12 protein-coding genes and 1 riboswitch are annotated in these 14,987 nt (G+C 57.7%); of the genes, 4 read left to right on the top strand and 8 right to left on the bottom strand.

Annotated features, from left to right (window positions below; translation table 11 throughout):
• Positions 1-7 precede the first annotated feature (7 nt).
• Positions 8-189: riboswitch (cobalamin riboswitch) on the bottom strand.
• Between the two features lie 112 nt (positions 190-301).
• Positions 302-1,405: a tRNA (uridine(54)-C5)-methyltransferase TrmA gene (gene trmA / locus C1N84_RS00485; RefSeq protein WP_394541697.1), complete on the top strand. Its 1,104-nt coding sequence runs from the start codon at positions 302-304 to the stop codon at positions 1,403-1,405.
• Positions 1,406-1,440: 35 nt separating this feature from the next.
• Here trmA and C1N84_RS00480 read toward each other — a convergent pair whose 3' ends face one another.
• The gene (locus C1N84_RS00480) at positions 1,441-1,797 is read right to left on the bottom strand and encodes a YijD family membrane protein (RefSeq protein ID WP_264441861.1); all 357 of its coding nucleotides are present in this window, start codon (positions 1,795-1,797) and stop codon (positions 1,441-1,443) included.
• Between the two features lie 18 nt (positions 1,798-1,815).
• Positions 1,816-2,460: an HTH-type transcriptional repressor FabR gene (gene fabR / locus C1N84_RS00475; protein WP_031279587.1), complete on the bottom strand. Its 645-nt coding sequence runs from the start codon at positions 2,458-2,460 to the stop codon at positions 1,816-1,818.
• Positions 2,461-2,653: 193 nt separating this feature from the next.
• Here fabR and sthA point away from each other — a divergent pair, with 193 nt between their 5' ends.
• Positions 2,654-4,054 (top strand): Si-specific NAD(P)(+) transhydrogenase, encoded by a 1,401-nt coding sequence (gene sthA / locus C1N84_RS00470; protein ID WP_021506825.1) that lies wholly within the window; start codon positions 2,654-2,656, stop codon positions 4,052-4,054.
• On the opposite strand, the gene oxyR is transcribed toward sthA, so the two are convergent.
• The 6 genes from oxyR to argC form a co-directional block, all read right to left on the bottom strand.
• Positions 4,037-4,954 carry a DNA-binding transcriptional regulator OxyR gene (gene oxyR / locus C1N84_RS00465; RefSeq protein WP_021506826.1) on the bottom strand — a complete coding sequence of 306 codons (918 nt, stop codon included), beginning with the start codon at positions 4,952-4,954 and terminating at the stop codon, positions 4,037-4,039. The two genes, sthA and oxyR, sit on opposite strands and share 18 nt — an antisense overlap.
• A gap of 294 nt (positions 4,955-5,248) precedes the next feature.
• Positions 5,249-6,124 carry an Ig-like domain-containing protein gene (locus tag C1N84_RS00460; protein ID WP_125310729.1) on the bottom strand — a complete coding sequence of 292 codons (876 nt, stop codon included), beginning with the start codon at positions 6,122-6,124 and terminating at the stop codon, positions 5,249-5,251.
• Between the two features lie 100 nt (positions 6,125-6,224).
• A complete protein-coding gene (argH, locus tag C1N84_RS00455) occupies positions 6,225-7,604 on the bottom strand; it encodes an argininosuccinate lyase (protein ID WP_264441860.1) in 1,380 nt (459 codons plus the stop codon).
• Between the two features lie 75 nt (positions 7,605-7,679).
• Positions 7,680-8,897: an argininosuccinate synthase gene (locus C1N84_RS00450; RefSeq protein WP_021506829.1), complete on the bottom strand. Its 1,218-nt coding sequence runs from the start codon at positions 8,895-8,897 to the stop codon at positions 7,680-7,682.
• A 14-nt stretch (positions 8,898-8,911) separates the two neighbouring features.
• Complete coding sequence (argB, locus tag C1N84_RS00445; protein ID WP_021506830.1) at positions 8,912-9,688, bottom strand: acetylglutamate kinase; 777 nt, start codon at positions 9,686-9,688, stop codon at positions 8,912-8,914.
• Positions 9,689-9,706: 18 nt separating this feature from the next.
• Positions 9,707-10,711: an N-acetyl-gamma-glutamyl-phosphate reductase gene (gene argC, locus C1N84_RS00440; RefSeq protein ID WP_021506831.1), complete on the bottom strand. Its 1,005-nt coding sequence runs from the start codon at positions 10,709-10,711 to the stop codon at positions 9,707-9,709.
• A 167-nt stretch (positions 10,712-10,878) separates the two neighbouring features.
• Between argC and argE the strand changes: the two genes are divergently transcribed.
• Positions 10,879-12,027, top strand: a complete 1,149-nt coding sequence (gene argE, locus C1N84_RS00435) for an acetylornithine deacetylase (RefSeq protein ID WP_021506832.1) — start codon at positions 10,879-10,881, stop codon at positions 12,025-12,027.
• A gap of 249 nt (positions 12,028-12,276) precedes the next feature.
• The gene (gene ppc / locus C1N84_RS00430; protein WP_264441859.1) at positions 12,277-14,928 is read left to right on the top strand and encodes a phosphoenolpyruvate carboxylase; all 2,652 of its coding nucleotides are present in this window, start codon (positions 12,277-12,279) and stop codon (positions 14,926-14,928) included.
• The last annotated feature ends 59 nt before the right edge of the window (positions 14,929-14,987 follow it).

The raw sequence follows: 14,987 nt of genomic DNA, 5'->3' as shown, positions 1-14,987 counted from the left end.
ATCTCAGAAGTTGCGACGTCACACCGGCAGGTCTTCGGGCTGGGAATCATAAGTGGTGAAGACTTCCCATCCGCGAGGACAGTGTCTGCAATTGCAATCACCACGACATTCTTTTACCGCTGCGCGTCAGCTCCAGATTCACACTGGATTCCCTTTTAACTCAAGGAGGCCGGCAGCCGCAGTCTACGTTTAAGAAGGCCGGAAATCCAGACTGCCAGCCTTCCTGCACCGTCTGGGACTGGACATCAGCAGGTGAATGCCTACAATCGCCCGGCAGGCAGGCTTAACACCAGGATTGAAGATGACACCCGAACAACTCCCGATTGAACAATACGACGCGCAACTGGCGGAAAAAGTCAGCCGCTTACAGGCGATGATGGCCCCCTACGCAGCGCCCGACGAGGAGGTGTTCCGCTCGCCGGTCAGCCACTATCGTATGCGCGCCGAATTCCGCATCTGGCACGACGGTGACGATCTTTATCACATCATCTTCGATCAAGAGACCAAACAGCGTATCCGCGTCGATCAGTTTCCGGCGGCCAGCCAGTTGATCAACACGCTGATGCCAAAGTTGATCGCCGCGATCCGCGATAATCGCGCGCTGCGTTTTAAACTGTTCCAGATCGATTATCTCTCCACCCTCAGCAACCAGATCGTGATTTCACTGCTGTATCACCGCAAGCTGGAAGCCGACTGGACCGAAGCCGCGACTGCGCTGCGCGATAGCCTGCGTGCAGAAGGGTTTGATGTGCAGCTGATTGGCCGTGCCACGAAAACCAAAATCTGTCTCGATCGCGATTACGTCGATGAGCGCCTGCCGGTAGCCGGCCAGGAGATGATCTATCGTCAGGTGGAGAACAGCTTCACTCAGCCGAATGCGGCGATGAATATTCAGATGCTGGAGTGGGCGCTGGACGTGACGCAAGATTCGCGCGGCGATCTGCTGGAGCTGTACTGTGGTAATGGCAACTTTTCGCTGGCGCTGGCGCGTAACTTCCGCCGCGTACTGGCGACGGAAATCGCCAAACCGTCGGTGGCTTCGGCGCAGTACAACATCGCGGCCAACCACATCGACAACGTGCAAATTATTCGTATGGCAGCCGAAGAGTTTACCCAGGCGATGAACGGCGTGCGCAGCTTTAACCGTCTGGAAGGCATCGATCTCAACAGCTATCAGTGCGAGACCATCTTTGTCGATCCGCCGCGCAGCGGGCTGGATGACGAGACGGTGAAGATGGTACAGGCCTATCCGCGTATTCTCTATATTTCCTGTAATCCGCAGACGCTGTGCGACAACCTCAGCGTACTGAGTGCCACGCATAACATCACGCGGCTGGCGCTGTTTGACCAGTTCCCTTACACCCACCATATGGAATGCGGTGTGTTACTGACGCGCAAAGCCTAAAAAAAACGGGAACCCTGCGGTTCCCGTGATTGTTTTCAGTGCTTGTTCTTGCCGCGGCGAAAGCGCATGGCGATCCAGAACACCAGCGCCACCATCAGAATGGTCGGGATGAAGTTAGACCCGATATCCGGATATTCGGCACGCACCAGCGCGCTGTACACCAGAATCCCCAGCAGAAAAAATGCCGCCGCCAGCGAAGGCATGCCGTCCGGCATATTGCGGTTGAGATAGCGCTGATGCAGACACCACGCGGCAAGGCCAAGGGCGATCAGCGGGAAAATCGAAAAGGGAACAAAGGTGCTGAACAGCACCGAAAAGGAGCCGTTGATAGCTAAACCGGTGATAAAAGCCAGTAACAGCGTTCCTTTATCGCGAGGGTTTTGCTCAATCATTTCATTATCCTTATCACATTACTCTTCGGGGGTTTCCAGGGTAACCGCCAGGCGCTCTTGCTCCCGGCGATACCAGTAATACGCGCCTTTGGCGATCATTCGCAGCTGCAGCACCAGACGCTCTTCCAGTTTGCGCCGCTGTTCGATATCCACATCCAGCGCTTCCGCGCCGGCGCTGAACACAATCGTCACCATCGCTTCCGCCTGCGCTTCGGTAAAGCTGCGCGGCATGCGGTTTTCCAGCTCAAGGTAGTCGGCCAGTTCAGCGATAAAGTGCTGAATCTCCCGCGCGACCGCCGCACGAAAAGCCGCTGACGTGCCGGAGCGCTCGCGTAGTAAGAGACGAAAAGCGTTGGGATTATTCCCGATGAACTCCATAAACGTGGCGACCGAGGTTTTGATGATGCTGCCGCCTTTGGCAATGCGCTGGCGCGCCTGGCGCATCAGTTGGCGCAGCATCAGGCCACTTTCATCAACCATCGTCAGGCCGAGTTCATCCACATCGCGAAAGTGACGGTAAAACGAGGTCGGTGCAATGCCGGCTTCGCGTGCCACTTCGCGTAAACTCAGGCTGGCAAAACTCCTTTCTGCACTTAACTGACTGAATGCCGCTTCAATCAGTGAACGTCGTGTACGTTCTTTTTGTTGCGCTCGAACGCCCATTTTCCCGGCCTTGTGAGTAATCAGGCAGGCACTATAACAAACTTTTCAGCGTACAGCGGCGCAAAGTTTGTGACCGCCTGTTAACCTCACTGATTGTCAAACTTTGCCAATTTACGCTGTTAGAATTCAGATGTGCGCGGCGAGATGTTAGAATCTCGTTGTAAAAATGTATAGAAACATAGGACGTACTGGTATGCAAAAGTCTTACGATTACGATGCCATTGTGATTGGCTCCGGTCCGGGCGGCGAAGGTGCGGCGATGGGGCTGGTGAAGCAGGGAGCGCGCATTGCAGTGATCGAACGCTACCACAACATCGGCGGCGGTTGTACTCACTGGGGAACCATCCCTTCCAAAGCTCTGCGTCACGCTGTCAGCCGTATCATCGAGTTCAATCAAAACCCTCTTTATAGCGATCACACCCGACTCCTGCGCTCCTCGTTCGCCGACATTCTGAATCATACTGAGAACGTCATCAGCCAGCAGACTGCCATGCGTCAGGGCTTTTACGAGCGTAACCGCTGTGAGCTTTATCAGGGCGACGCCCATTTTGTTGATGCCAACACCATCGAAGTGGAACAGCCAGACGGCACGCGCGAGCGCTTAACCGCAGAGAAGTTTGTCATCGCCTGTGGTTCCCGCCCGTATCATCCGGCGGACGTCGATTTTACCCATCCGCGCATTTACGACTCCGACTCCATCCTCAACCTGCATCATGAACCCGGCCACGTCATCATTTATGGTGCGGGCGTGATTGGCTGTGAATATGCGTCGATTTTCCGCGGTCTTAACGTCAAGGTTGACCTGATCAACACCCGCGATCGCCTGCTGGCGTTCCTCGATCAGGAGATGTCTGATTCGCTCTCTTATCACTTCTGGAACAGCGGCGTGGTGATTCGTCACAACGAAGAGTTTGAGAAGATTGAAGGTGTCAGCGATGGCGTCATCATGCACCTCAAGTCCGGCAAAAAGGTCAAAGCCGATTGCCTGCTGTACGCTAACGGCCGTACCGGTAATACCGATTCACTGGCGCTGGAAAACGTCGGGCTGGAAGCCGATGGCCGTGGACTGCTGAAAGTGAACAGTATGTATCAGACCGCACAGCCGCATATCTATGCGGTGGGCGACGTGATTGGCTACCCGAGCCTGGCCTCTGCCGCTTACGATCAGGGCCGCATTGCCGCGCAGGCGATCATCAAAGGGGAAGCCACCGCGCACCTGATTGAAGATATCCCGACCGGGATTTACACCATTCCGGAAATCAGCTCCGTCGGCAAAACCGAACAGCAGCTGACGGCGATGAAAGTGCCGTATGAAGTGGGCCGTGCACAGTTTAAGCATCTGGCGCGCGCGCAGATTGTCGGCATGCACGTCGGCAGCCTGAAGATCCTGTTCCACCGCGAAACCAAAGAGATTCTGGGTATTCACTGCTTTGGCGAGCGTGCGGCGGAGATCATTCACATCGGCCAGGCCATCATGGAGCAGAAGAACGGCGGTAACACGATTGAGTATTTCGTGAACACCACCTTCAACTACCCCACCATGGCCGAAGCCTACCGCGTGGCGGCGTTAAACGGCTTAAACCGCCTGTTTTAACGAACGGTCCAGGTAACCCTGCATGTGGGTTTTAATTGCTTCTGCCAGCTGCTCATAGCGGCTGCGCAGAGGCGATCCCGGACGATACACCAGCGCGATGGTGCGCTGCGGCACCGGTTTGTAACACGGCAGATAGCACACGCCATCACGTACGCGCTCATTCGGCACCGCCAGCGACGGCAGCAAAGTAATACCGCTGCCGGCTGCTACCATGTTGCGCAGCGTTTCCAGACTGGTCGCGCGGAAATGGGTATCTTCATCAGCGCCGGCTTCGAAGCAGAAGCCCATCGCCTGATCGCGCAGACAGTGACCATCTTCCAGCATCAGCAGTTTCTCACCGGCCAAATCCGACATCGGCACGCGATCGCGATCGTGCCACGGGTGATCCTGGTAGATCGCCAGCTTCATCGGCTCATCAAACAGCGGCACTTCAATAAAAGCTTCGCTCTCTTTTACCAGCGCCAGAATCGCGCAGTCGAGCTTACCGCTGTCGAGCTGCGCCAGCAGCTGCTGCGTTTGCGCCTCGTGCAGATACATCTCGAGTTTCGGGAAGGTCTGATGCAGCATCGGAATAATATGCGGCAGCAGATAGGGACCGGTGGTCGGAATCAGACCAATGTGCAGCGGCCCGGACATGGTTTCGCCCTGCTGGCTAGCCATCTCCTTCAGTACCTTCACTTCACGCAGCACGGTTCGCGCCTGATCCACCAGCAGCAGTCCAGCCTGAGTAAACAGCACCTTACGGCTGGTCCGTTCCAGCAGCATCACACCCAGTTCATCTTCCAGCTTGCGAATCTGCCCGCTCAGGGTCGGCTGGCTGACATGACAGGCATCAGCGGCACGACGAAAGTGGCGATGTTCCGCCAGCGAAACCAGATATTCCAGATCACGAATGTTCATTGATAGCCTCCAAACCACGATAGCCCGTGGCGATAGATAGAATAGCAATGAACGATTAGCCCTATCAAGCGGTGAACAGGAATAATACCGGCCATCTGATTAAGACCACAGATTGTTAAAGCGGCTAATGCAGACACGCAACAACAACAATCTGGAGCAGCACCTGCAACCTGCTCACGAAATCACTGAGTTGGCCGGGAGTGCCAGCCCTTTGATGATGTGCCTATAACTATATGTAATTCCGAAGCTAGAGGTTGGCGGGCTACTTAAAGCCCGCTTTTTTTTGCCTCTGCATCACAGTGGCACATCACCCAGCAACTGCTGCAAATCCTGCTCCGTCAGCACCAGGGAGTGGCCGACGATACCGGACTGCGTCAGCTCCTGCTGCAGATCGTCATTATTCAGCACCAGCTCATACTGCTGCGTAGTCGGGTTAAGCTCCGCGTCCTGAAACAGGTTAACCGGCACGCTGGCCAGCAAATCGTGCAGATGCAGGCCGCTGAGCTCCATCAGCCGCGCGTCGTCCGCCGTAACATCCTCCGCCACAATCAGGCTGACCGGCGCACTGACATTCCCTGCGCCGCATGTCACCACGATCTGATGCTCGCCAGCGGCCAGCGCATGAGACGGCGTAAAGGTCCATTTGTGATCGCTATCGACCAGCGCACTGCCGAGCGGCTCATCGTTATCAAACAGCTCAACCCGGCTGCCGGGCTGGCCTTTACCGGAAAAAGTCGGCTGGGTTTGCGTAGTGCTCTCTTCCGGCCAGATAAACTGCGTGCCGCTGTGCATGGCGGTTAACGTGACCGGTACAAAACCAGCGTCTTCGACGATCAGCGTGAAGGGCGCGCTGGCGCTCTGCGGCATTGCCGCCACCTGTGCCACGAACTGATGACTCCCGCCCGCCAGCGCGGCAGGCAGCGTAAAACTGAAGTAGCCGGTCTGAGCATCGCTGAGCGTGCTGCCCACTAACTCGCCGTGATGGTAACACTCAAGCGTGACGCCACGGCCGGCATAGCCGTTCAGCGCAGGGCGCGTATCGCGGGTGATTTCGCCATCGACAATAAAACCGCCGTCATTCACCGAGGCGGAATCGAAGGTGACAGGAACCTGGTTTTCAACGGCCGGCTCCAGAGGAAAGAAAGGGTAGCCAAAGCGTGAAGTGCTCATTTATGTTCTCCAAATTAACTGCGAGCACACTTTAAGAACTCTTCACGCCAGGCCGATCAAGAATTGTCTCTTTTTTGCGAAAGAAATTTCCTGGCGCGCATTACGCCAGGTTTAAGCGCTGCTTCGCTTCGCCAATCGCCAGCGCCACCTGCTGTGGTGCCACGCCGCCGCGCGCGTTACGCTTATCGAGACAAGACTGCAGCGACAGCACCGGATAAACATCTTCCCCGATCGCCGCGCTAAACTGCTTAAGCTGCGCCAGACTTAATGCTTCCAGCGCGACGCCTTGTTTGATCGCTTCCACCACGGTTTCGCCGACAATGTGGTGCGCTTCGCGGAACGGCACGCCTTTGGCTACCAGATAATCGGCCAGTTCGGTCGAGTTAGCGTAACCCTGCTCGGCGGCTTCCTGACAGCGCGGACGCTTCACCTGAATGCCGTCCAGCACCAGCGCTGACATATGCAGGCAGTCAAGCCAGGTATCGAGCGCATCGAATAGCCCTTCTTTGTCTTCCTGCATATCTTTGTTGTACGCCAGCGGCAGCCCTTTCAGCGTCATCATCATGCCGGTCAGTGCGCCCTGCACGCGACCGCACTTGCCGCGGATCAGCTCCAGCGCGTCCGGATTTTTCTTCTGCGGCATCAGCGATGAGCCTGACGTCACTTTATCGGACAGCTCAATAAAGCCGGCTTCACCGGTGTTGAAGAAGATCATGTCTTCAGCGAAGCGCGACAGGTGCACCATGCCAATCGAGGCATCAGACAGCAGCTCCAGCACGTGATCGCGGTCGGACACGGTATCCAGGCTGTTACGCGTGGCAGAGGCGAAGCCGAGCCAGCCGGCCAGCTGCTCACGGTCGATCTCATAAGCAGTACCGGCCAGCGCGCCGCAGCCCAGCGGGCTGACGTCCAGCCGCTTCAGCGTATCCTGCAGACGGCTCTCGTCGCGCGCCAGCATCTCAACGTAGGCCAGACACCAGTGGGCAAACGTCACCGGCTGCGCCCGCTGCAGGTGGGTGTAGCCCGGCATCACGGCATCCTGATTGGCCTCAGCCGTGGCTACCAGCGCCGACTGCAGCTCGCGCGTGGCTTCCAGCAGCAGTGCCACCTGCGTTTTACACCACAGTTTGAGATCGGTCGCCACCTGGTCGTTACGGCTGCGCCCGGTGTGCAGCTTTTTGCCCAGCGCGCCGACTTTGTCGATCAGCTTGCCTTCCACCCAGCTGTGAATATCCTCGGCATCGCTCTGCAGAATCTGCTGCGGGTTGGCGCGAACCTCTTCCAGCAGCGCATTCAGCGCGGCTTCCAGCTGCTGCTGCTCTTCACTGCTCAGCACGTTTACCGTTACCAGCGCGTTTGACCAGGCCACCGAACCGATGATGTCCTGCTCCGCCAGGCGGTAGTCAAACCGCAGTGAGTCGTTGAACTGTTTAAACCGTTGATCTGCCGCCTGTGAAAAACGTCCGCCCCAAAGTGCCATCTGTTTGCTCCTGAATCTGTTAAACAAAGGGCGGCCCGAAGCCGCCCCTGCAAAATATGTCGCCTGCCGCCGGTGTTACTTCTTCTGCTCGTTCAGCGCGCGAATGCGTGAAGAGAGCGAGAACAGACGGATAAAGCCGCCCGCGTGACGGTGATCGTACACTTCGTCTTCGCCGAAGGTGGCAAACTCTTCTGAGTACAGGCTGTTCGCCGATTTTTTCTGGATCGCCGTGGCCTGGCCTTTGTACAGCTGCAGTACCACTTCCCCGTTCACCAGCTCTGCCAGCGATGCGGCAGCGGCCTGGATTGACTGACGCAGCGGTGCGAACCAGCGGCCGTCATACACCACGTAAGACATCTCCTGACCCAGCTGTTCACGCCATTTGAAGCTGTCGCGATCCAGTACCAGCTGCTCAACCGCACGCAGTGCGTTGACCATGATGGTGCCGCCAGGGGTTTCGTAGCAGCCGCGTGATTTGATGCCCACCAGACGGTTTTCCACGATATCAATCCGGCCCACGCCGTGTTTCGCTCCCAGCGCATTGAGTTTTTCCAGACACTGGAACGGGCTCAGTTTCTCACCGTTCACCGCGACAACCTGGCCTTTCTCCACGCTGACAGTGACATTTTCGGGCTGATCCGGCGCTTCCAGCGGATCGACGGTCCACACCCAGCAATCTTTGTTCGGCGCGTTCCACGGGCTCTCCAGCACGCCACCTTCGGTCGAGATGTGCCAGGCGTTCTCATCACGGCTGTAGATTTTTTCCAGCGACGCGGTGGTCGGGATATTGCGCTCTTTCAGGTAATCCAGCAGCGCTTCACGCGAACGCAGGTTCCACTCACGCCATGGCGCCACCACTTTAAGCTGCGGTGCCAGCGCGGTATAGGTGGTTTCGAAACGCACCTGATCGTTGCCTTTACCGGTTGCGCCGTGGCACAGCGCGTCTGCGCCCACTTTCAGCGCCAGTTCAACCTGCGCTTTGGCGATGATAGGACGCGCCATTGAGGTGCCCAGCAGATAGGTGCCTTCGTACAGCGCACCGGTCTGCAGCACCGGGTAAACGTATTCGCTGATAAACTCTTCACGCAGATCGACCACGTGGCACTCAGACGCGCCCGACTGCAGCGCTTTCTTCTCTACGCCTTCCAGATCGGCCGGATCCTGACCAATGTTGGCCACGAACGCCACTACTTCACAACCACCGTAGTTCTCTTTCAGCCAGGGAATGATGGCCGAGGTATCCAGACCGCCCGAGTAAGCCAGAACGATTTTTTTGATGTTTTGCGTGCTCATGTCGTAATCCTTGATTATGCGAGAATCCGGGTGCCAATCGACACGCCGTTGAAAAGGGTTGGCAGCTGTTCAGCATGACGCCAGCTGGCAATATCCACCGGGCGGCCCAGCGTACGCGCCGCGTCGAGCGCCGCATGCACTTTCACAATCATGCCATCGGTAATAATGCCCTGGGCAATCAGCTGCTCGGCTTTGGCTGCGGTCATCTCGGCGATGCGCTGACCTTTGCCGTCGAGAATACCGCTGACGTCCGACAGCAGCACCAGATCGGCACCGATGGTCGCGGCCAGTGCAGTCGCAGCCTGGTCAGCGTTGACGTTCATCAGTTCACCACCGTCGGTGATGCCAATCGAGCTGATCACCGGCATATAGCCCGCGTCCAGCAGCGTATTCAGCAGTTGCGGATTGCCCGGCGTGGCGTTGCCGACATGCCCCAGCTCCTCATCGAACTGTGCCACGTTCACCAGGCCGGCATCGCCGAGGCATAAACCCACTGCGCCAATGCCGTACTTCTTCGCCCATGCCAGCAGCGTTTTGTTGGCGGTGCCGGCCAGCGCACCGGTAATAATGTCGATCTGATCGGCTGGCGTCACGCGCAAACCGTTCTTCTTTTTCACCGGCAACGCCAGTTTCTTCATCAGCTCGTCCACCAGGCAGCCACCGCCGTGGACGATGATCAGCGGACGCTGATACTGCGTGCGGTACGCCAGCAGGGCATCAAACAGACGCGCCAGCGCTTCTTCGCTATCCAGCAGTACGCCGCCCAGCTTAATGATCAGAGGATTGCTCATGGTCAGGTTATCCGTCCGTTAAATCAGAGACAGCGTTTCGGGGAAGCCGAAACGAATATTGAGACACTGCACCGCCTGTGAGGAGGCGCCTTTCAGCAGGTTGTCTTCCGCTGCGACAACAATCAGGTGCTCGCCCTGCACGGCAAAGCCGATATCGCAGAACGGCAGGCCAACCACCGCTTTCAGCGCCGGTACGCCTTTGTCGTACAGCCGCACCAGCGGTTTATCGTGGTAAGCGCTGTGGAACGCCGCCGCCACATCCTGCTGGCTCACGCCGGCGTTCAGACGACAGGTGATGGTTTCCAGAATGCCGCGCGGGAAATTACCGAGATGCGGCGTGAAGATCACCGGCGTGCCGAGATGGGCCACAATCTCCGGATGGTGACGGTGATTGAAGAGACCGTACGGCTGCAGGCTGACTTCACAGAAGCTGGTGGTGACGCTGGCTTTACGCCCGGCACCGCTGACGCCACTGGTGGCATTGATTACCGGCCACTGAGCCGGATTAAGCAGGCCAGCCTTAATCAGCGGCTTAAGCGCCAGCTGCGCGGCGGTCGGATAGCAACCCGGCACCGCCACCAGCTGCGCGTCTTTAATCTGCTCGTGGTTCCATTCGGCCAGGCCGTAAACGGCTTTGTCGAGCCACGCCTGGTGCTGATGGCTGAAACCGTAATACTGTTGATAAAAGCCGTCGTCGTTAACGCGGAACGCGCCTGAGAGGTCGAACACCACGCAGCCGGCTTTCAGGAATTCCGGGGCCAGATCGTGGCTGACTTCGTGTGCGGTGGCGAGGAACACCACATCGACCTTGCCGGCCCACTCTGCGGCATCACCCAGCGGCTGCAATGGCAAATCGACCCTGCCTTTCAGCTGCGGATGGAGATCGGAGAGTAACTTTCCGGCATCCGGGCTTTGCGCTGAAACCGCCAAAGCGGTTATGTTCATATGCGGGTGGCGATTCAGGTAGGTGGCAAGCTCTACGCCAGCATAACCACTGGCACCAACGATCAGCGTATTCAACATCAGGCTGTATACCTTATTACAGTCACACGTATCGGGTCGCGGCATTGCCCCGTTGCCCACGATGCCGTTTGCAGCTTTTTTCAGTTCACATGCAGACGACGTTAATGTATTTTTATTCACTATTAATGCATTAATATTGATACATCCTAACCCAGGGACCGTCAACAGTGAAGACAAAAATTCCACCTTTTATCGAACTCTACCGCCAGCTGATTGCAACACCGTCGATCAGCGCCACCGACAGCGCGCTGGATCAGAGCAATGAAACTTTAATCAATTTGCTGGCGGGCTGGTTCCGCGATCTCGGCTTCAGCGTGGAAGTCCAGCCGGTGCCGGGTACACGCCACAAATTCAACCTGCTGGCGCGCAGCGGCAGCGGCGCAGGTGGCCTACTGCTGGCGGGCCATACCGACACCGTGCCGTATGACGACGGCCGCTGGACGCGCGATCCCTTCACCCTGACCGAACACGACAACAAGCTGTACGGCTTAGGCACCGCCGACATGAAAGGCTTCTTTGCCTTTATTCTTGATGCGCTGCGTGACGTTGACGTGACGAAGCTCAGCAAACCGCTGTACATCCTTGCCACCGCCGATGAAGAGACCACGATGGCCGGCGCGAAATACTTCTCTGAATCGACCCAGCTGCGGCCGGACTGCGCCATCATCGGCGAACCGACGTCGCTGAAACCGGTGCGCGCCCACAAAGGCCACCTGTCGCACGCCATCCGCATTCAGGGTCAGTCCGGTCATTCCAGCGATCCGGCGCGCGGCGTGAACGCTATCGAGCTGATGCATGAATCCATTACTCAGCTGATGCAGCTGCGTAATACGCTGAAAGAGCGCTATCACCATGACGGCTTCGCCATTCCCTATCCGACCATGAACTTTGGCCATATCCATGGCGGCGACGCGGCGAACCGCATCTGCGCCTGCTGTGAGCTGCATATGGATATCCGTCCGCTGCCGGGACTGACGCTGAGCGATCTCGACGGTTTACTCAATGAAGCGCTGGCACCGGTGAGCGCGCGCTGGCCAGGCCGTCTGACTGTGGGTGAGCTGCATCCGCCGATTCCCGGTTACGAATGCCCGGCCGATCATGAACTGGTCAAAGTGGTGGAGAAGCTACTGGGCGTGCCGACAGAAGTGGTGAATTACTGCACCGAAGCGCCGTTTATCCAGCAGTTGTGCCCGACGCTGGTGTTAGGGCCTGGATCCATCAATCAGGCGCATCAGCCAGACGAGTTTATTGATACCGCATTTATTAAGCCGACTCATGCGCTTATCACTCAGGTTGTGCAGCATTTTTGCCATTGATGATTAAAAGATGGGGCATTTCACTGCGAAATCAGCAAATTGCCCCGTCATTATCCGGGATTTGATAATAAGAATAACTTATCCCACCTCCTGTCAATTAAATTCGATGAATTTCCGATAGTTAGCAGCACGATACCGGCAATTTAAGTCAATTGACGAACAGGAAGAACCGTGGCTAGATAAAAGACGATGTTATGCCCGTTGGGTATAGAGGTTTTATATTTAAGACGATAAGGGTGTCAGGGTCACATGAACGAACAATATTCCGCAATGCGAAGTAATGTCAGTATGCTCGGCAAACTGCTCGGGGATACGATAAAGGATGCACTGGGAGAGAACATCCTCGATCGGGTGGAGACCATCCGCAAGCTCTCTAAGTCATCCCGTGCAGGAAATGACACTCATCGTAAGGAACTGCTCTCCACGCTGCAAAACCTGTCTAACGACGAGCTGCTGCCGGTGGCACGCGCGTTCAGCCAGTTCCTTAACCTCACCAACGTGGCAGAGCAGTATCAAACCATTTCGCGCAGCGGCGACGGTGCTAACCATCCGGAGCTGCTGAAAAAGACCTTCGAGCGCCTGAAGCAGCAGAGCGATCTCAGCGAGCCGGCCATCCGCCAGGCGATTGAGGAGCTGTCGCTGGAGCTGGTGCTCACCGCCCACCCGACCGAGATTACCCGCCGCACGCTGATCCACAAGCTGGGCGAAGTGAACAGCTGTCTGCAACAGCTCGACCACAGCGACATCACCGACTACGAACGCAACCAGGTCATGCGCCGTCTGCGTCAGCTGGTGGCGCAGGCGTGGCACACCGATGAAATCCGTAAATATCGCCCGACGCCGGTAGATGAAGCCAAATGGGGCTTCGCGGTGGTGGAGAACAGCCTGTGGGAAGGCGTACCGGCGTTTCTGCGCGAGCTGAACCAGCAGGTGGAAGAGAGCTTCGGCATCCAGCTGCCGGTGGATTTTGTGCCCATCAAATTTACCTCGTGGATGGGCGGCGACCGTGACGGTAACCCGAACGTCACCGCACCGATTACCCGCCACGTGATGCAGCTAAGCCGCTGGAAAGCCGCCGACCTGTTCCTGCGCGACATCGGCGTGCTGGTGTCCGAGCTGTCAATGTCCGAGTGCAGCGACGAAGTGCGCGAACTGTGTGGCGATGCGGAGGCGCTGGAGCCATATCGTGTAATTCTGAAACGTATCCGCAGCCAGCTGATGAGCACCCAGAGCTATCTGGAGCGCCGCCTGAAGAGCGAGCGCCTGCCGCGTCCGGCCGATCTGCTGGTTTCTAACGATCAGCTGTGGCAGCCGCTGTTTGCTATTTACCAGTCGCTGCAGCAGTGCGGCATGGGCATCATCGCCAACGGCCAGCTGCTGGACACGCTGCGCCGCGTGAAGTGCTTCGGCGTGCCGCTGGTGCGTATCGATATCCGTCAGGAGAGCACCCGCCACACCGAAGCGATTGCCGAAGTGACGCGCTATCTCGGACTGGGCGACTACGAAAGCTGGTCAGAAGCCGACAAGCAGGCGTTCCTGATCCGTGAACTGAATTCCAAGCGGCCGCTGCTGCCGCGGCAGTGGGAGCCCAGCGACAACACGCGTGAAGTGCTGGATACCTGCAAAGTGGCGGCAGAAGCGCCGCAGGGTTCGATTGCCGCCTATGTGATTTCGATGGCCAAAACGCCGTCTGACGTGCTGGCGGTGCACCTGCTGCTGAAAGAGGCCGGCATCCCTTACGCAATGCCGGTGGCGCCGCTGTTTGAAACCCTCGACGACCTCAACAACGCCAATGACGTGATGAGCCAGCTGCTGAATATCGACTGGTATCGCGGCTTCATCAACGGCAAGCAGATGGTGATGATTGGCTATTCCGACTCGGCAAAAGATGCCGGCGTGATGGCAGCCAGCTGGGCGCAGTATCAGGCCCAGGATGCGCTGATTAAAACCTGCGACAAAGCCGGCATTACCCTGACGCTGTTCCACGGACGCGGCGGTTCGATTGGCCGCGGTGGCGCACCGGCGCATGCAGCCCTGCTGTCACAGCCGCCGGGCAGCCTGAAAGGCGGCCTGCGCGTGACCGAACAGGGCGAAATGATTCGCTTCAAATATGGCCTGCCGGAAGTCACCATCGCCAGCCTGTCGCTTTACACCGGGGCGATTCTGGAAGCCAACCTGCTGCCACCGCCAGAGCCAAAACGCGAATGGCAGGAGATCATGAACGGTCTGTCGGCCTATTCGTGCGCCATGTACCGCGGCTATGTGCGTGAAAATCCGGATTTCGTTCCCTACTTCCGCTCGGCGACGCCAGAGCAGGAGCTGGGTAAACTGCCGCTCGGGTCGCGCCCGGCGAAACGGCGTCCGACCGGCGGCGTAGAGTCGCTGCGCGCCATTCCATGGATCTTCGCCTGGACGCAGAACCGCCTGATGCTGCCCGCGTGGCTGGGTGCCGGCGCGGCGCTGCAGAAAGCGATGGACGAAGGCCATCAGGATCAGCTGGAAACCATGTGCAGCGAATGGCCGTTCTTCGCCACGCGCCTCGGCATGCTGGAGATGGTGTTCTCGAAGGCTGACCTGTGGCTGGCGGAGTATTACGATCAGCGTCTGGTGGATAAATCGCTGTGGCCGCTCGGCAAACAGCTGCGCGATCAGCTCGATGCCGACATCAAAGCGGTGCTGACCATCGCGAACGATGCGCATCTGATGGCGGACCAGCCGTGGATCGCCGAATCCATTGCGCTGCGTAACGTCTATACCGATCCGCTCAACGTGCTGCAGGCGGAACTGCTGCAGCGTGCGCGTGCGCAGGAAGAGCGCGGCGATGAACCTGATGCGCGCGTAGAACAGGCGCTGATGGTCACTATCGCTGGCGTCGCGGCCGGCATGCGTAACACTGGCTAACGGCTGGCGGCGCATCACGCATCACAGCAAGAAGGGGGCCCTGAGGCCCCCTTCTCTTT

It is taken from the genome of Pantoea sp. SGAir0418 (assembly GCF_043529865.1).
This window is presented reverse-complemented; position numbering and strand designations above follow the sequence as displayed.